At 28.5% G+C, this 18,889-nt stretch carries 19 protein-coding genes; 8 read left to right on the top strand and 11 right to left on the bottom strand.

Annotated features, from left to right (window positions below):
• Positions 1-16 precede the first annotated feature (16 nt).
• The 3 genes from WHD07_RS11445 to WHD07_RS11435 form a co-directional block, all read right to left on the bottom strand.
• Positions 17-2,176 carry a peptidase domain-containing ABC transporter gene (locus tag WHD07_RS11445; RefSeq protein WP_343328491.1) on the bottom strand — a complete coding sequence of 720 codons (2,160 nt, stop codon included), beginning with the start codon at positions 2,174-2,176 and terminating at the stop codon, positions 17-19.
• 18 nt (positions 2,177-2,194) lie between these two features.
• On the bottom strand, positions 2,195-2,632 hold the full coding sequence (locus tag WHD07_RS11440; protein ID WP_343331006.1) for an HlyD family efflux transporter periplasmic adaptor subunit: 438 nt from the start codon (positions 2,630-2,632) through the stop codon (positions 2,195-2,197).
• A 96-nt stretch (positions 2,633-2,728) separates the two neighbouring features.
• On the bottom strand, positions 2,729-3,037 hold the full coding sequence (locus WHD07_RS11435; RefSeq protein ID WP_343328490.1) for a hypothetical protein: 309 nt from the start codon (positions 3,035-3,037) through the stop codon (positions 2,729-2,731).
• Between the two features lie 745 nt (positions 3,038-3,782).
• On the opposite strand from WHD07_RS11435, the gene WHD07_RS11430 reads away from it, so the two are divergent.
• Entirely contained in the window at positions 3,783-4,064 is a 282-nt protein-coding gene (locus WHD07_RS11430) for a Sec-independent protein translocase subunit TatA/TatB (RefSeq protein ID WP_158839705.1), read from the top strand.
• 37 nt (positions 4,065-4,101) lie between these two features.
• Here the strand turns inward: WHD07_RS11430 and WHD07_RS11425 are convergent, their stop codons facing one another.
• The 3 genes from WHD07_RS11425 to WHD07_RS11415 all read right to left on the bottom strand — a co-directional run bounded on the left by WHD07_RS11425 (position 4,102) and on the right by WHD07_RS11415 (position 5,759).
• Positions 4,102-4,743, bottom strand: coding sequence for an O-methyltransferase (locus WHD07_RS11425; RefSeq protein ID WP_105049660.1), 642 nt, complete (start codon positions 4,741-4,743; stop codon positions 4,102-4,104).
• A gap of 182 nt (positions 4,744-4,925) precedes the next feature.
• Positions 4,926-5,189 (bottom strand): hypothetical protein, encoded by a 264-nt coding sequence (locus WHD07_RS11420; protein ID WP_343328489.1) that lies wholly within the window; start codon positions 5,187-5,189, stop codon positions 4,926-4,928.
• A 3-nt stretch (positions 5,190-5,192) separates the two neighbouring features.
• Positions 5,193-5,759 carry a sigma-70 family RNA polymerase sigma factor gene (locus tag WHD07_RS11415; RefSeq protein ID WP_343331005.1) on the bottom strand — a complete coding sequence of 189 codons (567 nt, stop codon included), beginning with the start codon at positions 5,757-5,759 and terminating at the stop codon, positions 5,193-5,195.
• A gap of 300 nt (positions 5,760-6,059) precedes the next feature.
• On the opposite strand from WHD07_RS11415, the gene panB reads away from it, so the two are divergent.
• The 6 genes from panB to WHD07_RS11385 all read left to right on the top strand — a co-directional run bounded on the left by panB (position 6,060) and on the right by WHD07_RS11385 (position 9,612).
• Complete coding sequence (panB, locus tag WHD07_RS11410) at positions 6,060-6,878, top strand: 3-methyl-2-oxobutanoate hydroxymethyltransferase (protein WP_105049663.1); 819 nt, start codon at positions 6,060-6,062, stop codon at positions 6,876-6,878.
• Positions 6,879-6,996: 118 nt separating this feature from the next.
• Positions 6,997-7,353: a four helix bundle protein gene (locus WHD07_RS11405; RefSeq protein ID WP_343328488.1), complete on the top strand. Its 357-nt coding sequence runs from the start codon at positions 6,997-6,999 to the stop codon at positions 7,351-7,353.
• Between the two features lie 15 nt (positions 7,354-7,368).
• Positions 7,369-8,307 (top strand): 2-hydroxyacid dehydrogenase, encoded by a 939-nt coding sequence (locus tag WHD07_RS11400; RefSeq protein WP_343328487.1) that lies wholly within the window; start codon positions 7,369-7,371, stop codon positions 8,305-8,307.
• 28 nt (positions 8,308-8,335) lie between these two features.
• Complete coding sequence (locus tag WHD07_RS11395) at positions 8,336-8,722, top strand: VOC family protein (protein WP_343328486.1); 387 nt, start codon at positions 8,336-8,338, stop codon at positions 8,720-8,722.
• A 32-nt stretch (positions 8,723-8,754) separates the two neighbouring features.
• Complete coding sequence (locus WHD07_RS11390; RefSeq protein ID WP_343328485.1) at positions 8,755-9,198, top strand: hypothetical protein; 444 nt, start codon at positions 8,755-8,757, stop codon at positions 9,196-9,198.
• Between the two features lie 15 nt (positions 9,199-9,213).
• Positions 9,214-9,612, top strand: a complete 399-nt coding sequence (locus WHD07_RS11385; RefSeq protein ID WP_343328484.1) for a DoxX family protein — start codon at positions 9,214-9,216, stop codon at positions 9,610-9,612.
• A gap of 763 nt (positions 9,613-10,375) precedes the next feature.
• Here the strand turns inward: WHD07_RS11385 and WHD07_RS11380 are convergent.
• Positions 10,376-10,519 carry a hypothetical protein gene (locus WHD07_RS11380; protein WP_343328483.1) on the bottom strand — a complete coding sequence of 48 codons (144 nt, stop codon included), beginning with the start codon at positions 10,517-10,519 and terminating at the stop codon, positions 10,376-10,378.
• Between the two features lie 265 nt (positions 10,520-10,784).
• Here WHD07_RS11380 and WHD07_RS11375 point away from each other — a divergent pair, with 265 nt between their 5' ends.
• Positions 10,785-11,678 carry an IS1595 family transposase gene (locus tag WHD07_RS11375; RefSeq protein ID WP_343328482.1) on the top strand — a complete coding sequence of 298 codons (894 nt, stop codon included), beginning with the start codon at positions 10,785-10,787 and terminating at the stop codon, positions 11,676-11,678.
• A gap of 483 nt (positions 11,679-12,161) precedes the next feature.
• Here WHD07_RS11375 and WHD07_RS11370 read toward each other — a convergent pair whose 3' ends face one another.
• Genes WHD07_RS11370 through WHD07_RS11355 form a run of 4 tightly spaced genes read right to left on the bottom strand, consistent with a single transcriptional unit; the run spans position 12,162 to position 18,818 of the window.
• A complete protein-coding gene (locus WHD07_RS11370) occupies positions 12,162-13,019 on the bottom strand; it encodes a class I SAM-dependent methyltransferase (RefSeq protein WP_343328481.1) in 858 nt (285 codons plus the stop codon).
• 57 nt (positions 13,020-13,076) lie between these two features.
• Positions 13,077-14,954: a tRNA uridine-5-carboxymethylaminomethyl(34) synthesis enzyme MnmG gene (gene mnmG, locus WHD07_RS11365; RefSeq protein ID WP_343328480.1), complete on the bottom strand. Its 1,878-nt coding sequence runs from the start codon at positions 14,952-14,954 to the stop codon at positions 13,077-13,079.
• A gap of 49 nt (positions 14,955-15,003) precedes the next feature.
• Positions 15,004-15,414: an rRNA maturation RNase YbeY gene (gene ybeY / locus WHD07_RS11360; RefSeq protein ID WP_105049672.1), complete on the bottom strand. Its 411-nt coding sequence runs from the start codon at positions 15,412-15,414 to the stop codon at positions 15,004-15,006.
• 2 nt (positions 15,415-15,416) lie between these two features.
• Positions 15,417-18,818 carry a DUF4175 family protein gene (locus WHD07_RS11355; protein ID WP_343328479.1) on the bottom strand — a complete coding sequence of 1,134 codons (3,402 nt, stop codon included), beginning with the start codon at positions 18,816-18,818 and terminating at the stop codon, positions 15,417-15,419.
• Positions 18,819-18,889 lie beyond the last annotated feature (71 nt).

The raw sequence follows: 18,889 nt of genomic DNA, 5'->3' as shown, positions 1-18,889 counted from the left end.
TCTTAGTCTTTTATATTTAATTATCAATTTTTGGTACTTGTTGTTGCCATAAATTGTAATAGTATTCTTGCTTGTTGTACAGTTCGTTATGAGAACCTTGTTCTATTACCTTTCCTTTTTCTAAAACTACAATTTTATCCGCATTTATAACAGTACTTAGACGATGCGCAATTATTATAATGGTTTTTTGTTGTTCTCGTAAATTTTTAATTGTGCGTTGGATATAATTTTCAGAAGTACTATCTAGTGAAGATGTAGCTTCATCTAACACTAAAATTTCTGGTTGCTTGTACAAGGCTCTTGCAATAGCAATACGTTGTTTTTGTCCGCCAGATAATGAAGCTCCGTTTTCACCCAAATACGTATTAAAACCATTAGGTAAACTTTCTATAAATTCTTGAATACCGATGTTTTTACAAATAGAAAGTATCAATTCCATATTTGGTTGAAATTCTCCTACAGCAATATTTTCAATTACATTGCCAGCAAACAAATCTATTTTTTGTGGTACTACACTTACTAATTGACGTAAGCTATTGTTTTCTATATATTGTAAATCAAAATCACCAATTGCAATTGTTCCTTTTTGCAAAGGGTACATGTTTTGTAATAATGAAATAAGTGTTGATTTACCTGAACCACTTTCGCCAACAATTGCTGTAATTGTGCCTTTTTTAATATGAAGATTGAAATTTTTGTACACTTCTACACGCGTACCATATCTAAACGAAATATTTTTAAAAGAAATGTCTCCAATTTTATCGGCAGTCAGTTTGAATTTGTTTTCCGTTTCTTCACGTTCTAAATCCATTATTTCAAATAATCTGTCAGCAGCAATTAAGGCATTTTGTATTTGTTTATTTGCACCAACCAAATTTGCTATAGGGTTTGTAAAATAACCTATAATTGCATAGAAAGACATTAATTCACCTGGCGTTATTTCTCCGTCAATTACAAAATATGAACCACTCCATAATAAAACAATAGTAAAAACTTGAGAAAGTGTACTTGAAGATGTACCTGAAAAAACACTGTTTAAAGCAGACTTATACCCTGTATTTAATAAACTAATAAAGCGAGTTTCAGTTTTAATATTGGCAAAATTTTCTAAACCAAACCTTTTAATTGTACCCACTGAATTTAAAGACTCTACCAACTGACTCTCTAAATCAGCCGCTTTTTCCATAACTTTACGTTCAGTTTTTTTATTGAGTTTATTTACAATTGCATAAATAATTATGTAAAAAGGTATAATAGTTAACATAATTAAAGCTAGTTTCCAATAATAAGTAAACATTAACCCAAAAGAAAAAATAACTATTAATAAATTAACGGCTAGATTTAAAGCGACACCATTTATAAACGTTCTTATTTTTACAGCATCATTAATACGAGATATGATTTCACCTACACGCATTGTGTCAAAAAACTGTTGTGGAAGTTTTAATAAATGTTTGTAATACCCTAAAATTAAAAGAGCATCAATTTGTTGCCCTGTTTTTATTAGAAATATATCTTTAAAAAGCCCAATCAATACTTTTAATATTAAAAGTATAAACATTATTATACTTAATAAGTTTAAGAGTTTTGTATTTCCTCCAACTAATACAAAATCTGTTATTTTTTCAATATAAATAGCTGTTGAAAAACCAAGTAAAGTAAAAATAACAGCACCAACAAATGCCTGAATTAAAATGTATTTATGTGGCTTTAATAAAAACCAAAAGCGTTTTAATACAGAAACTTTTTCATTACCTGTTTTAAAACTCTCGGCTGGTAGTAACAATACTAAAACTCCTGTCCATTCTTCTTGAAATTTTTTATGCGTTTTTTTATGGAACTTACCTGTGCCGGGATCCATAATTTTAATATAAGTCTTTGTAACTTCATAAATAACGACATAATGTTGCAGTTGTTTTTTAACAATAATATGTGCTATTGCAGGTTTTGGTATTTTGAATAAACTATCAAATTCACCACGAACACCTTTTGCTTCAAAGCCTAATTTTTGAGCAGCTTCAATTAACCCTAATACATTTGTACCTTTTTTATCTGTACTTGCATACTGCCGAATACGTGCAATTGGAATTTGTAAATTGTAATGTGCAGATATAGAAGCTAAACAAGTAGCACCACAATCTGTAATATCGTGTTGTTTTATTGTAACCTTTTTCATTTGTTTTTTGTCAATTTTTTAAGTAATACTTTGGTTACTTGGGTTTAACCAATCATCAATTTTGTCATATAATAACTGATATAAAGTTCTTTCAGTTAGTTTAAATCTTGCACTAAAAGTCATTCCTTTCTTTAAGTTTCCTTTAAAATTGTTTTTTAATGTTAGATGTTTTTGGTCAATTTTACATCGGATTTTAAATATTGGAGTTTCGTTAATAAGTTCAATATCTTTTCCAATTTCTAAAATTTTTCCTGTTGCAAGTCCCCATTGATTGTAATTAAAAGCATCGATTTGAAATTTAATAGTATTATTGGGATTAATTAGACCGATGTCAATAGGAGATACATAACACTCGGCAATTAAATTACTATCTGGTGAAATTTCAGCTAAAGGAATTCCTGCATTAATGAAACTACCTTCTTGAATACCTATAATATTTATTAATGTACCATTAATAGGTGAGGTTAATACATAATAGTTTTTGTTTTCTTTTTGAAGTTGAAGATTATTTTCTAATTCGTTTAACTCTCTTTTTTTATTTGTTAAATCTGTTTACCAGTTATTTATTTGTTGTTTTTTTAATTGTGCAATGGAATTGATATTTAAATCATATTCAAATTTGTAGTTTTCATATTCAACAGCAGCAATAACTCCTTTTTCAAAGAGTTTTTTATTTCTATCATAATCTCGTTTTGTTTTTTGAAATCGAGTTTGTAATTCTTGCAACTTTTCTCGGTATTGGATGTATTCCTTTTGATATTTTTGAGAGTACAAACTGTCTAAAATAATTCGTTTATTGTTAATAAGGAATTTAGTATCGTGTAAGAATTCTTTGGTGTCTTTGATGTTTATTTTTAACAAGTCTAACTTGTTTTCAATAGTGTAATCATCTAAGACTAATAGGGTGTCACCTTTTGAAACTTGTTTGTTAATTTCAATTGCATTTTTCAGTACTTTCCTGAATAAATTGTAGTTATTTTTATGTGCTCTTTGTCGGATTTTATGATTCCTCTTGAAGAAGTATATACATCTACTTTAATAAATGGTAATGAAATAAATGCTCCAATTAAGGAAATTATAAATATTGAATAAATAATTGAACTTTTCTTACTGTGTTTAAATTGGTGAACTTGTGTTGTGTTCTCCAGTATTTCTTTGGGGAAAATTTGTTTCATAGTTTTTTCTTTTTCAATCTATTGGCTCATTGAGTGAAAGCTCTTTTAATTTTGTGAGGAACGAGCAAAATTAAATGTGCTTTTACAAGCTGTTGGTTTCGGTCAGAGCTTGCGTACAACCATTTATATAAAAATAAATAGTTGTTTTATCTGTTTATTTTAACTGATAATCACAATAAAATTTATGCTTTTAGTTATACAATTACAAAGAAGACTATTCTTCTTCTAGCATATTTTTTTAACAATTATTTTTCAGTAAATCTAAACCATAAAAACACACTTATCAATCCCCGAAAACAGTGAAATTTATTCTCACTGAAAATGGTGAAATGTCTAACTGTTTTCAGTGAGAAGAAAATAGTCTGTAGAGGCCTTAATGAAATTAAATAAAATAAAAAGGATGTTGATTAAAAAGTAATTATCTTTGTTGTATGAATTCAACTCTTTTATTTATTAGCGGCCCAGAAATTATGGTTGTCATGTTAATTGTGGTGATGCTTTTTGGTGCAGATAAGATTCCTGAAATTGCCAGAGGATTAGGAAAAGGAATGCGTCAAGTAAAAGACGCAACCAATGATATTAAAAGGGAAATCAACGAAAGTTCAGAGAAAATAGGGATAGATACCGATATTACTAAAAACATCAACAAAGAAATTACAGATGTAAAAGATAGTATTGATGATATTACAGGACCTATAAAACGTAATATGTAAAGCGTTTTATACCTCTCTTAACCTATTTAGTAGCTCGTTATTTTACCCTACTTATTGTTAATCCATCTCTTATAGGCAATAAAACAGTTTCTATTCTATGGTCAGTATTCAGTAACTTATTATATTCTAAAAGTACTTTAGTGTCTTTATCTTTTGGGTCTAATTCTTCAACTACTTTTCCACTCCAAAGTACATTATCAGACAAAATAATACCACCAGAATTCATTTTATCAATTATTAAGTGAAAATAATTAATGTAGTTAGATTTATCTGCATCAATAAAAACCAAATCAAATTTTTCATCAATAGTGGGTATAATTTCTATGGCATTACCAACATATTGTACTATTTGATCTCTAAAACCAGATTTTTCGAAATATTTATTTTGTAACGTTTCTAATTCTTCGTTTTTATCTAAAGTAAAAATTTTTCCTTCGGATGCTAAACCTTCTGCTAAAGACAATGCAGAATACCCTGTATAAGTACCAATTTCTAAAATGTTTTTAGGTTGAATCAGTTTAGAAATCATAGACAATACTCGCCCTTGAAAAGCACCACTTAACATTCTAGGGTTTAACACCTTTTGCCAAGTTTCTTTACTTAATTCTTTTAAAATTGTAGGTTCTTGTTGTGAGTGATCTACAACATAATTGTCTATATTTTCTGGTAAAAAATGCATGGTAATGTTTGGTTGAGCGCAGTCTAAACCTTATTAATTGATTAAAGAATAAACCTTTCTACTGCCGCTAGAAAGGATAAAATCAAAAGTACAAAAAAAACGGAATCTATATTTCTATAAATCCCGTTTCTATCTAACAAAAAATCAAAAAATGTGATTTTCTAAAAATCACGAAAATATTTTTATAGCTTAAGTTTTTCTAACTCTTTTTTTAGAGCATCTTTATCTTCTTTACTTAAACATCGTGTTGTTTCCTTGCAGCTTTTTGCATGGCCTTTATATATTTTTGTAAGCGTATTATTTTGCTTGGTATATAGAGAGCAAATTCTACATCTTAAAAAATGAATGTTCAATTTCACTTTTTCTGCTAATGTAGCAGCTCCGTATTGGCTTTTGTCACAAATAGTTGTGGCTTCGTCGCAAGTAATTTTTAAACTTTTAAACATGTCTTAATTATTAAACCAATTATCTTCCATACATTTTCTGAGCTGTGTTCTTGCTCTATGAATGATAACCCATAGGTTAGACGCTGTGATATCTAATTCCTTACAAATTTCTTCCGTTTCAAATTCTTGAATGGTTTTCATTCTAAATACCATTGCATATTTTTCTGGCAAAGCATCTATACAAGAATCTAATTGACTTTTTAATTCTTCGTTTTCAATTGTTTTTTCAGATTGATTGTCCCAACTTTGTGGCACTCTTTCCTCTATCCAATTTCCTTCATTTTCACCATCATCATAAAAATTCATTCTAACTTCGGCTTGTCCTTTTTTAGAATTAATTTTTCTATAATGGTCTATTATTTTTCTTTTTAAGATTGAAATTAACCAAGTTCTTTCCGTAGATTTTCCTTGAAAATTTTTAGCAGACTTAAAACCTGCAAAAAAAGTATCTTGTACCAAATCTTTAGCTAAATCTCCATTATTTACACGCACAACAGCATAATTATACATATAATCTGCATAATTATCTATCCATTTGTCGGTATTTAATACAACTTGCTCTTGTGTCATCTTAGAATTAAAAAGCCAAATATAGTGCAAATTTTTATTAAAAATAGCTTTCCAATTTCCTCTTCTTTTAATAACTATTTGTTTTAACGCCAATTTAACAAGTAAGTTTTAAATATTTTTTTTCTATAATCAGAGAAAATACAAACCTAACAAGCTCCTTATAAATAACTTATTTACAAAATATTAAAAAAATTCAACTCTTACTTGAGTCCTAAAAAATTAGTAAAATCAACAACCTATAAACTTGTTACATATTTGCTGCTTTTTCATACATTTACATATACATAAAAAACAAAAAGTATGTCAACAGCAAAGAAAGAATATAAAAAAGTTACTGTAAAATCTCTAGTAGATATGAAGAAAAATGGAGAGAAAATTTCCATGTTAACTGCGTATGATTTTACAATGGCTAAAATTTTAGATGGGGCTGGTATAGATGTTCTTTTAGTAGGCGATTCTGCCTCTAACGTTATGGCGGGTCATGAAACAACGTTGCCTATAACTTTAGATCAAATGATCTATCATGCAAGTTCTGTAGTTAGAGCCATTAACCGTTGTTTGGTGGTGGTAGATTTACCTTTTGGTAGTTATCAATCTGACCCAAAAGAAGCATTGCGTTCTGCTATTAGAATTATGAAAGAAAGTGGTGGACACTCTATAAAATTAGAAGGTGGTAAAGAAATTAAAGAATCTATAAAACGCATATTAAATGCAGGAATTCCTGTAATGGGGCATTTAGGTTTAACGCCACAATCTATCTATAAATTTGGTACTTATACCGTAAGAGCCAAAGAAGAAGAAGAAGCAGAGCAATTAATGGAAGATGCTTTAATGCTAGAAAAACTTGGTTGTTTTGCTGTTGTTTTAGAAAAAGTACCTGCAAAATTAGCACAAGAAGTTGCAGAAGCAATCTCTATTCCGGTAATTGGTATTGGAGCTGGAAATGGTGTAGATGGTCAAGTTTTAGTTACCCATGATATGTTAGGGATGACACACGAATTTCATCCACGTTTTTTACGTAGGTATTTAGATTTATATAAAGACATGACAGGCGCTTTTGAAACTTATATTGATGATGTAAAAAGTGGAGATTTTCCTAATGATAAAGAGCAATATTAAATAACTGTTATTAGATTTTTTGATAATTAGATTGTTAGATTTGACATAAACATTCTAAAATTGGATGAATGAAACTAACAATTTATTAACAATCTAGTTATTTTAAAATTTATAAAATATGCACAGGTATAAAGATTTAAAATTCTGGCAATTAAGTAGAGCATTTTGCACTGATATCTACATTGTTACTAAGACTTTTCCTACTGATGAAAAGTTTGGATTAATTTCTCAACTAAGAAGAGCAGTAGTCTCTATATCTTCTAATATCGCTGAAGGAGCAGCTAGAAGTTCAAATAAAGATTTTAAACGCTTTCTAAGAATTTCTTTAGGATCTTGTTATGAAATAGAAACACAACTTTTAATTTCCTTTGATTTAGGTTTTATTGATAAAAAAGAACTTGAAAATCTTAATAACACTCTTCAACAAGTTATTAAAATTTTCAAGTTCTTCTCTAAAAATCTAAAATTCCAATAATCTAATAATCTTACTTTGAAAATATTACACTTAGACTCCAACCACGCACTTTTAATTAATCAATTAAATGATTTAGGATATCAAAACGATGAAGATTATACGTCTTCTAAAGAAGAAATTGAAGCTAAAATTCACAACTACGATGGTTTTATTATTAGAAGCAGGTTTTCTATTGATAAAGCATTTTTAGACAAAGCTACCAACTTAAAGTTTATTGGACGCGTTGGTGCAGGTTTAGAAAACATAGATTGTGCGTATGCAGAAAGCAAAGGAATTACATTAATTTCTGCTCCAGAAGGAAATAGAAATGCGGTAGGAGAACACGCTTTAGGTATGCTATTATCACTATTTAACAAGCTAAACAAAGCTGATAAAGAAGTTAGAAACGGCAAATGGTTGCGCGAAGAAAATCGAGGAATTGAGCTAGACGGAAGAACCGTTGGGTTAATTGGCTACGGAAATATGGGAAAATCATTCGCAAAAAAATTACGTGGTTTTGATGTAGAAGTTTTATGTTATGATATAAAACCAAATGTTGGCGATGCAAATTGCAAACAAGTTTCATTAAAAGAATTACAAGAAAAAGCAGCTATTCTAAGCTTACACACTCCACAAACGCAACTTACTGAAAAGATGATAAATTCTGATTTTATCAATGGTTTTAAAAAGAATTTTTGGTTGATAAATACGGCTCGTGGAAAATCTGTTGTAACAAAAGATTTAGTTTCAGCTTTAAAATCAGGTAAAATATTAGGCGCAGGTTTAGATGTTTTAGAATATGAAAAAGCTTCTTTCGAAAATCTTTTTTCCGACGATAAAATGCCCGAAGCTTTTCAATATTTAATCCAATCAGAACAAGTGCTTCTATCTCCACATGTGGCAGGTTGGACAATTGAAAGTAAAGAAAAATTGGCACAAACAATAGTAGATAAAATTAAAGCAAAATTCTACTAGTTTCTAATCTTTATAAAAACTTAAAGAAATGAAAAATAGAGTAACAGGCATAGGTGGTGTATTTTTTAAAACTGAAGATACAAACGCAACAAAAGAATGGTATAAAAATCATTTAGGTTTTAACACCGACGATTGGGGTTGTACTTTTTGGTGGAAAGATAAAGATGGTAATAAATGTTCTACACAATGGAGTCCCTTTCCTAAAGACACCAATCATTTTAAACCTTCTAAAAAAGACTTTATGTTTAATTATAGAGTAGAAAATTTAGTAGAATTATTAGCAGAATTAAAAAAAGAAGGGGTTACTATTGTTGGTGAAATACAAGAATACGACTATGGTAAATTTGGTTGGATTTTAGACAACGAAGGAAACAAAATAGAGCTTTGGGAACCTATTGATGAAGCTTTTATTTAGAATTAGATATTAAGAAATTAATCAGAAAAAACATGACAGAAAAAAATAAAAATTTAGACGAAAACGTAAAAAATGCTGCAAGTTCTATTTCTAACGAAGCAAAAGAAACCTTAGAAAACACAAAACATAAAGCCAGTGAATTTGCAGACACTGCAAAAGAAAAAACAACTGAGTTTGTAGAGGATGCTAAAGAAATTTTTGAAGAGGCAAAAGGAAAAGTAAATGAGCTTTTATCTGATGAAAATATAGAAAAAGTAAAACACAAAGCAGAAGGTTACTCCGAAATTGCAAAACAAAAAACTAGTGAATTTACAGAAGAAGCAAAAGAAACCTTTGAAGATATAAAAGAAAAAGGTTCTGAATTAGTTGGTGAAGCTGCAGAGCATTTAGCAGATTTTGCAGAAGATGCCAAAGAGGAACTAACAGATATCAAAGAAAAATCGAAAAGCTTTTTACAACGATTATTCAAAAAATAATAAAGAAACATAAGTATGCATTTTTTATCTGACTACCCTACTGAGATTTTAATCTTAGTATTTTTAATCATTACTTTCTTAATATCCGCATTTGAAAAAATACTAGATTGGAAAGGAAATGTATTTTTTATAAAAGATCATTTTAAAAACTCTCCATTAAAAAGTAGTGTTCCTTTTTTATTAGCCATTTTATTAATCATAGAAATATTTGCTGTAGGATTTATGATTACCGGAGTCTATCAAATTTATACTTCGCAAGTAAAAGAAATTGCATTACTCGGAATACAGCTTTCTGCGATTAGTATAATTTTAATGCTTATAGGACAACGTTTGGCAAAAGATTATCCAGGAGCGATGTCTTTAGGTGTCTATTTTATCATTACACTTTGTGGTGTTTATTTACTAAATAGTTAAAATTGATAGAATTTAAATAAGTTAATAAATAATATTTATAATAAAACCTCTTAAAACAAGCGTTCTAAGAGGTTTTTAATTTTTCTTAAACAACTAACACTATTAAATAAATAAATATTAATTACAGTTGTTTAAAATCGTTTTTAACTCTTTTTAAGCCCGTAAATTAAGAAGAGTATTCAGAGATTGGTCTTGCTTTTTAAATTTGAAACAAAACCTCTATAAAAAGCTCTCATAGATTCATTTTACCGGTTTTGTATTTCTCTCTTAAAAGAGAAACACAATAAGAATCAAATTTCATTGGTAACATTTGCTCTACAATCATATTCTCTTCAGAAAATATTTTATGAATAGAAATTTAAGAAAAATGCCAAAGATGTCTTGGTACAGCAAAAGCAAACCAATACTCTTTATAATATTTAGCATCATCACTTTTTATCATTCGGCAATGCAATAATTAATATTCCGTTTTCAGAGAGTAATTCTTTTAACTTTAAAATATAATCAGATAAATTTTCTATAGGTTCAAAAACATACCAAAGTATAATTAACCTAATTTTTTTCTATCTGAAGTAAATCTTCTTTTAAAAAAATCACTTGTGCCCTCCCCTACATCTAAAATACTTTTCGATGCAGTTTTAAAAGAATTAATTAAACTTGACTTTCTTTTAGGTTTTTGTCTTTTTACAGATGGATATACTTTATCAATAAACAATTTTTAAGGATCTGTATGCAAAATATAATTTTCACTTTTATAGTAGTTTTATAAATCTACAAGAACAAGTAAAGTTACAATCATATCATATTCTGCATAAAACATTCCTTTAAAAGTTTCATCGGGCACCATAAAATTCTTACAATTTAATAAAGGCCCTAATATTTTCTGAAGCCCTTTTTTTTCTTCCATAATTTTCTATTTTAATTAAATGTTCCACGAGGAACACTAGCATTTTTTTTATAAATTATCTATACATATAAACCAATAGTATAAAAAAATGTTATCAAAAAAAACTCAGAAACCTAGCATACTTTTAATATTAAGGTAGGTTAAATTTTACTTTTTAATAAGTACATCAGCAAATAACCCCTATAATTTTTGATTCCATTAAAAAAGTTTTTTAGAGGTCAGTATTTAAATTCATATCTTAGAAGTCAATAAATATAGTAATTAAATGAATATTTTTAAGGGACAAAACCTTCTAGAGTTTGCTGACCGTTTTAAGACTGACCTAGATTGTAAGAAATATCTAGCAGATATTAAATGGAAAGATGGTTTTCAATGTGTAAAATGTAGCCATAAAAAAGCTCAGATAAGAAAAGATTTCTCACGTACTTGTAATATTTGTTCTCATCAAGAATCAGCAACATCAAACACACTTTTTCACAAAGTAAAATTTGGTATTAGAAAGGCATTTTTTATTGTTTTTGAAATGAGTACAAGCACTAAAAGTCTTTCAGCAAGCTATGTTTCAGTTCGTTTTAGTGTTACTGAAAAGACAGCTCGTTTATTTATGCTTAAAATTAGAGAAGCTATGGAAAGCAGTGGGAATAATCCCATGACAGGTACTGTTCATGTTGATGAATTTGTACTTGGCGGACGCGAAAAAGAGAAAGTTGGCAGAAGTTATAACGTAAAGAAAAAGAAGGCCATTACTGCTGTTGAGTTAACTGATGATGGAAAAGTAAAAAGAATGTATGCTATGAGAATCGAAGATTTTTCAGCAAGTTCGCTTCAATATATTTTTGTGAATCATATTAGCAGAGATGCTAAAGTGATAACCGATAAATGGAGAGGTTACAGACCAATTGCAAAAGTTTATGATATTACACAGATTGAAAGTAATAATGGTATGAATTTTAAAGCTCTTCACACTATGATTCATCAAGTAAAATCATGGATAAGAACAACGTATTCTTGGGTAAGTAATTCTAATATAAATAGATATTTTAATGAATTTTGTTTTAGAATTAACCGTTCACAAAGCAAAGCAACAATATTCAATAATCTTATAACTAAAATGGTCAAAAAAGAAAAAGTTAGCCACAAACAAATTATATGTAGCTAACTACTGACCTCTAAAGTTTTTTATTACTGTGTAAAGCAGCATTAAAACTAATTATTGAGAAACTCTATCTAGATACAATACGAAAATTTTAATATTACATACTTGTTAAACTCCATAGAAAAATAGTAGACCAGAAAAGAAATGTACTTTTTATAAAAGAGTATTTAAAAACCTTAACTTTAAAAATGATGTCCAATTTTTATTAGATAAAGCGCATTCTAAAAACTATATAATTTTTTATGTTAATCGAATAGAGTTTGGCAAAAGCACATCCAAAAACTAAATATAAAGATATCTTCTTTGTAACTACACTTTTTAATGTTTATTTACTAAATAATTAGAATTGATAATTTTTTATAAATTCGATAAATAATAACTATAAAAAAACCTCCTAAAACAAGCGTTTTAAGAGGTTTTTAATATTTTCTAAACAACTACGTTATTTAATTATTAAACGTTAATTAGAATTAATTAAAATCGGTTTTAACTCTTTTTAAGCACATATATTAAAGAAGAATATTCAGAAGTTGTTCTTGCTTTTAAATTTGAAACAAAACCTCTATGAAAAGCTTTAATAGGATTCATTTTACCTGTTTTATATTTTTCACTTAAAAGCGAAACATAATAAGAATCAAATTTCATAGGTAAAGTTTGTTCTACAATCATATTATCTTCAGAAAATATTTTATGAATAGAAGTTTGAGAAAAATGCCAAAGATGTCTTGGTACATCAAAAGCAGCCCAGTACTCTTTATAATATTTTGCATCATCACTTTTATGATTTGGTACAGCAATAATTAGCCGTCCATTGTCAGAAAGTAATTCTTTTAACTTTAAAATATAATCAGATAAGTTTTCTACATGTTCTAAAACATGCCAAAGTGTAATTACATCAAAGTTCTTATTGTTAATCTGCAGTAAATCCTTTTGTAAATCAACCCCTTTTTTCTTAGCAATATCTCTTGCATCAGCACTTGGTTCTACACCAGAAACTGTCCAATTATTACCAGCACAAACTTTTAAAAAATCACCTGTTCCCGCCCCTACATCTAAAATACTTTTCGAAGGTGTTTTAAAAGAATTAATTAAGTTTAACTTTCTTTTTAAGGTTCTATTTTTTACAGATTGATACACTTTATCCATAATCGATTTTTTACTATCTGTATGCGAAATATAATTTTCGCTTTTATAGTAATTTTCTAAATCTACTGGTACTGGTGAAGTCACCAACATATCATACTCTTCATTAAACATTACTTCATAAGTTTCATCAGAAACCGTATAATCCTTACAATTTAAAAAAGGTACTAACCTTTTGTGAAGTCCTCTTTTTTCCCCCATATTTTTTCTTTCTTTATAAAATGTTCCACGAGGAACATTAGCAATTTTTTTTTAATTCTATCTTCCCATATAAACCAAAAGAACAGAAATGTCGCTGGGGGAAACTCCACTTATTCTACTAGCTTGTGATATTGATGTAGGTTGAATTTTACTCAACTTTTCCCTCGCTTCAAACGAAAGAGATTTTACTTTTTGATAATTAAAACTAGAAGGAATCACAACATTATCTAAACGATTTAATTTATCGGCATTATTCTTTTCTTTTTCTATATACCCCGAATACTTTAAATGGATTACAGCTTGCTCAATAACTTCTTTATCGATTTTATTTTCTTCTAAAAATGTATTTAATTTCTTAATATTTTTAAAATCAGAAAACTCTAATTGAGGTCTCGCTGCAATTTTATAAAGCTTCATAGATTGATTAATCAAGGCTAAATTTTTAGCTTCTAAAATAGGATTTATCTCTGCTTCTTTTACACTTGTATTCTGTAAAAACTGAATTAATAAATCTGCTTTTTCTTGTTTTTCTACAACTCTATCTAATCTTTCTTTAGAAGCTAATCCTAATTTATAACCAATTGGTGTTAATCTTAAATCTGCATTATCCTGTCTTAAAAGCGTTCTATATTCTGCTCTAGACGTAAACATTCTGTAGGGCTCTTCTGTACCTTTTGTAATTAAATCATCTACCAGAACACCTATATAAGCTTCATTTCTTTTTAAAATAAAAGGATCTTTTCCTTGCGTTTTTAAAGCCGCATTTACACCTGCCATTAAACCTTGTGCAGCAGCTTCTTCATACCCAGTTGTACCGTTAATCTGACCTGCAAAAAACAAGTTCTCTATAATCTTAGTTTCTAAAGAATGTTTTAATTGTGTAGGTGGAAAATAATCATATTCTATAGCATAACCATATCTTAAAAATTTTACATTTTCGAAACCTGCAACAGAACGAATAGCTTTATCCTGAACATCTTCTGGAAGCGATGTAGAAAATCCATTTACATACATTTCACAAGTAGTCCAACCTTCTGGCTCAATAAACATTTGATGTCTATCTTTAGTTGCAAAACGATCTATCTTATCTTCTATCGAAGGACAATATCTTGGTCCTGTAGATTTAATTCTACCATTAAACATTGGTGATCTATCAAACCCTGTACGCAACAAATCGTGCACATCTAAATTAGTATATGTTAACCAACATGAACGTTGCTTTTGTAAAGGTTTAGTAGTTGGTAAATAAGAAAATTTTTCTGTCATTTCATCACCAGGTTGCTCTATCATTTTAGAATAATCTAAAGACCTACCATCTACTCTTGGCGGTGTTCCAGTTTTCATTCTTCCAGATTCAAAACCTTTAGCAACTAAATCTTCTGTAATTCCGGTTGAAGCTCCTTCTCCTGCTCTACCACCTCCAAAACTTTTATCACCAATATGAATTAATCCATTTAAAAAAGTACCCGCAGTAATTACCACAGTTTTTGCTTTTATTTCTAAACCTAAGGCAGTTTTAACTCCTATAATTTTATTACCATCAAACAATAAACCATTCACAGAATCTTGATAAAAATCTACATTTTCTGTTTGCTCTAACATCGTTCTCCAACATTCTGCAAATTGCATTCTGTCAGATTGTGCTCTAGGACTCCACATTGCAGGTCCTTTAGATTTGTTAAGCATTTTAAATTGAATAGCAGTCTTATCAGTAACAATTCCACTATACCCTCCTAAGGCATCAATTTCTCTTATTATCTGACCTTTTGCAATTCCTCCCATTGCAGGGTTACAACTCATTTGCGCAATATTCTGCAAATTCATTGTAATTAACAAGGTGTGAGCACCCATATTAGCAGCAGCTGCAGCAGCCTCACTCCCAGCGTGACCACCTCCTACTACAATAACATCGTATGTTGTTGAAAATAAACTCATTATATTATAGTTCCACGTGAAACCTAGTATTTATATTATTGATTATCAATTATTTGAACTGAGAAAGTGCTTCATCTTCTGCATTTCTCATTACTTTTTTTTCTTCTTCTGTTTTATCTTTTAAGCCCATGTAATGTAGAACCCCATGAATCATAACTCTATGCAATTCATTAACAAAAGAAACCTCAAAATCTTTAGCATTATCAGCAACTCTTTCTACAGAAATATAAATATCTCCACTAATTAACTTACCTAAAGTATTATCAAAACTGATAACATCTGTTAAAGTATCGTGCTGTAAAAATTCAACATTCAATTTATGAAGATACTCATCATCACAAAAAATATAATTTAATTCTCCTAAGCTAAAACCTTTATTGGACACCACAGTATCAATCCAATATTCTAAAAGATTCTCATCTTTTAACTCAAATTCTGTTTCGTAATTAAAAGTCACCATCTCTACTCTTTCTTTATGTTAGAAAAATATGCCCTAACTTTATTCTTATAAATTTGCTGCAAAGGTAATGATTGTCTGTTTAATATCTCTGTTTGATTATAAAACTGCTTTTTAAATTCTAAAGCTTTAATATTTCTTTTTTTAAACCTATTTAAACTAGCATTAGATTTTCTTTTTTCATCTTCTCCCTGTTCTAAATTCGCATCTTTTAATTTTAATAATTGATAATTTAATTGCTGCATTTTTTGTAATGTAGCACCATTAAAACCTTTCTCTAAGATTTCATTTTCTAGTTCTTCCATCTTTTTTAAAGCCTTTATTGCTTCTGTATTGATAGCTTTGTTAGAATTTTCAGATAGTTTTATTTGGTTTTGAAGTTCATTTCTTAATAAACTTTGTTGCTTATAAATCTCATATATTTCACCATTTAAATCATCATTAGCATTTCCTTCACTTCCCTTACCTCCTTTTCCATTCTTTCCGTTCTTTCCATTTTCACCAGCTTCTCCACCTTTACCTTGTTTACCACTTTTACCTTTATCACCTGGTTTAGTTCCTTTTTCACCTTCTTTACCATCTCCTTTATTATCACCAGGTTTTGATCCTTTTTTCATACCCTTTTTCATCTTTTCAGATAAATCACCTTGTTTCTTTATTAAATCTGGCAAACTAAAACCTTTTCCTTTTCCTTTCTTTCCTTTACCCATTTTCATGGACATAGAATTTTGCATACTACTTAAAATGTTGCTTAAATAATCTGCTAAATTATTCACTGAAGTCATAACATAACGTTGATTAGATATCCCATTTGAGAACATATTTTCAGAAAAATGCTCTAAGGATTGTTCTAAATTATAATGTACGGTTGATAAATCATCTTTAATTTTTGCTGAAATTTTAGGCAACCTCATAGACAACACATATAAACTATCATCTATATGTTCAAAATACGTTTTAAGTTCATTTTGCTTTTTTAAATCTTTACCAAAATCTGGGTGCGATGTAGAAATGGCATCAAACTTCTCCATTAAGGATTCTTGTTTAAAAGAAAAAGTAACTAGATTTTCTAAAATTTTTCGCAAATCATCCATATTTTCTTCAATAGATTCTCCTTCCATTTCCATCATAGCTTTTTGCATTTTGGCACTCATCTCCTTCATTTTTTTAGAGGACTTCTTCTGGCTTTGTTTTGCATCACTACTTTTTTCTTTAGATAAATTCTCTTCAGATTTTTTTAATTCGGAATCTATATCTTCTTTCTCATCTTCCACATCCGGAAGCTCCATTGGCTCTTTTAACTTTTCATTATCCTTATTTAATTCTTCTAATTCTTTTTTAATAGCATCAAATTCTTTTTTAATATCCTTTTGCTTCTCTAAAACATCTTGTTTTTTGTTAGATAAATCCTCTTGTTTTTTTGATAATTTTTCTATTTTGTCTGCAATTTGCATTGTCTTCTGCTCCACATAAAAACGTTTAGTTAATTCTAAAATACGCTCTAAACTTCTTTCTTGTTGTTTATTTTGTTGTGATAATTCTTTCGCCTTTTTTAACAAATCATCTTTGTTAAGCTTCTCTGCCATTTTCTGAATTTCATCTAACAACTTTTGTTGTTTATCTAATTTTTTTAATTCTTCTATACGTTTATTTAATTCCTCTTTTTTATTCTGCAGATCATCATTCTCTTCCTTTTTCTCTGATAAATTCTCTTGTAACTTTTCAGTTTGACGTTCCATCATTTTATTATAATTATTCTGACGTTCTACAAACTTTTCAATCTTCTTTTTATCATTCCAATTAATCTTCTTTTTACCTTGTAAATCTTCTTGTACTTTTTCTAAATCTTTCTGTTGCTTTTTTTGTTTCTGAATAGAATTCTCAAGATTGTTAATCGTATTTTTTTGATTTTCCAATAACTCCTCTCCTACTTCATCTTCTGTTTTTTGTCGATATTTAAAAACAGAACTTTTAGTTTTTTTACTACCATTTACAGCATCATTATCAAATACCTGAAAAAACAACTCATAATTGATTCCTTCTTCAATATGTAAACCATCAGGAAAATTATAAAAAAAAGTTTGAATGTTTTGATTGGTAATCGGTAAATCAAAAGTTCTTAGATTCTCTGGTTGTTGATTATCATAATAAACAAGCTGCAATTTTTTTAACCCATAATCATCAGAAATTTTACCAGCAAATAAAGGTGTACTATTAACAATACTATCCATATTAGATTGAATGGAAATAATAGGAAACTCATCTTTTATAACATCAACAGAAAACTGTAAATTTTCAAAATCTTTTAAATTTTTATTTGAAGATGCAATCTGATAATTGATGGGGTTTTCAATATTTTTTGAATATTTGAAATGATTATCATAAATCAACTCAAAAAAAGTTCTTTTATCATTGTTGATAAAAGCCACAGAATCCGTTTTATTTGTACTAACTTTCCAAGTAATGGTAGTACCTTCGGGAACAATAATATTTCCAGAATTTTTTACGGTTTCATTTTTCTTTTTAAGATATCTAGGGTAATTTATATCCAAAGAAATAGTATTTATAGTTGGTGTTTGTATAACTTCTATTTTATATTCTTGAGATTGAACACCATTAGCTTCTATAAAAAAATCAATAGGTTTTTGAACATCAGAAAAAGTATAAGAAAAGGCTCCATTTTTATTATTTTCTAAAAAATATTGCTGATTTTCAAAATGGATTTGTACTTCACTTGGAACTACTTTTCCTTGGGTCTCAACCAAAATAGAAATAGATTTTCCTTGAATTACTTTTAAGTCTGAATTTTTTATTAAAAATAAAAAAGGTGCAGGCGGATTATAAACAGTATTATGATTTACAACGCGATGAAAGCTTTGTGATATTTTATCATTACCACCTGTAAATAAAGTAATTAACCAAATTAAAATAGGAACTATAGCATATTTTAAATATTTTTTATTTTTTGTAAAATCAACTGCTTTTACAAACGGAATAGGTTGTAATTCTTCTGATTTTTGATTGATACTAGCCAACAATAAATCAGTTTGATTAGTATTTTTTTTTAACTGTAAAATATTTAATAATTTATCTTGAACTTCAGGTAAATGACTTCCTATAATTTTTGAAGATTCTTCATCAGAAATTCCTTTTCTTAAACCAATTAATTTAAAAATTGGCATCAAAATAAATCGAATTAATAGAAATAATTCAACTCCTAAAAAAAGCCAAAATAAAATGGTTCTTGCAGTGGGTTTTAACCACAGAAAATATTCTATAAATACCGTGAAAAAAAAATATAGAAATCCTAAAGAAATAAATAAAATTCCTCCTTTTATCAATTCACTCGTGTAATATTTACGCGTAAATTGATGTAACTTTTCCTCAATGTTTATAAGTAACGCCATAATTAACTATTAAAAATACTATTTTTACATTGATACACCATCAAATTACATCATAAAACCAAATACATCCT

Origin of the sequence: Polaribacter staleyi, assembly GCF_038024045.1 — a bacterium.
GTDB classification, from domain to species: domain Bacteria; phylum Bacteroidota; class Bacteroidia; order Flavobacteriales; family Flavobacteriaceae; genus Polaribacter; species Polaribacter butkevichii.
The sequence above is the reverse complement of the archived record's forward strand: the minus strand, read 5'-3'. Positions and strand labels throughout refer to the sequence as shown.

Excerpts from the sequence above, each read along its gene's own strand:
- WHD07_RS11390 (WP_343328485.1), top strand. The coding sequence starts at position 8,755 with ATGACAGAAAAAAATAAAAATTTAGACGAAAACGTAAAAAATGCTGCA.
- WHD07_RS11375 (WP_343328482.1), top strand. The coding sequence starts at position 10,785 with ATGAATATTTTTAAGGGACAAAACCTTCTAGAGTTTGCTGACCGTTTT.
- WHD07_RS11370 (WP_343328481.1), bottom strand. The coding sequence starts at position 13,019 with ATGGGGGAAAAAAGAGGACTTCACAAAAGGTTAGTACCTTTTTTAAAT.
- WHD07_RS11430 (WP_158839705.1), top strand. The coding sequence starts at position 3,783 with ATGAATTCAACTCTTTTATTTATTAGCGGCCCAGAAATTATGGTTGTC.
- WHD07_RS11395 (WP_343328486.1), top strand. The coding sequence starts at position 8,336 with ATGAAAAATAGAGTAACAGGCATAGGTGGTGTATTTTTTAAAACTGAA.
- WHD07_RS11380 (WP_343328483.1), bottom strand. The coding sequence starts at position 10,519 with ATGGAAGAAAAAAAAGGGCTTCAGAAAATATTAGGGCCTTTATTAAAT.
- mnmG (WP_343328480.1), bottom strand. The coding sequence starts at position 14,954 with ATGAGTTTATTTTCAACAACATACGATGTTATTGTAGTAGGAGGTGGT.
- ybeY (WP_105049672.1), bottom strand. The coding sequence starts at position 15,414 with ATGGTGACTTTTAATTACGAAACAGAATTTGAGTTAAAAGATGAGAAT.
- panB (WP_105049663.1), top strand. The coding sequence starts at position 6,060 with ATGTCAACAGCAAAGAAAGAATATAAAAAAGTTACTGTAAAATCTCTA.
- WHD07_RS11425 (WP_105049660.1), bottom strand. The coding sequence starts at position 4,743 with ATGCATTTTTTACCAGAAAATATAGACAATTATGTTGTAGATCACTCA.
- WHD07_RS11445 (WP_343328491.1), bottom strand. The coding sequence starts at position 2,176 with ATGAAAAAGGTTACAATAAAACAACACGATATTACAGATTGTGGTGCT.
- WHD07_RS11355 (WP_343328479.1), bottom strand. The coding sequence starts at position 18,818 with ATGGCGTTACTTATAAACATTGAGGAAAAGTTACATCAATTTACGCGT.
- WHD07_RS11415 (WP_343331005.1), bottom strand. The coding sequence starts at position 5,759 with ATGACACAAGAGCAAGTTGTATTAAATACCGACAAATGGATAGATAAT.
- WHD07_RS11420 (WP_343328489.1), bottom strand. The coding sequence starts at position 5,189 with ATGTTTAAAAGTTTAAAAATTACTTGCGACGAAGCCACAACTATTTGT.
- WHD07_RS11385 (WP_343328484.1), top strand. The coding sequence starts at position 9,214 with ATGCATTTTTTATCTGACTACCCTACTGAGATTTTAATCTTAGTATTT.
- WHD07_RS11405 (WP_343328488.1), top strand. The coding sequence starts at position 6,997 with ATGCACAGGTATAAAGATTTAAAATTCTGGCAATTAAGTAGAGCATTT.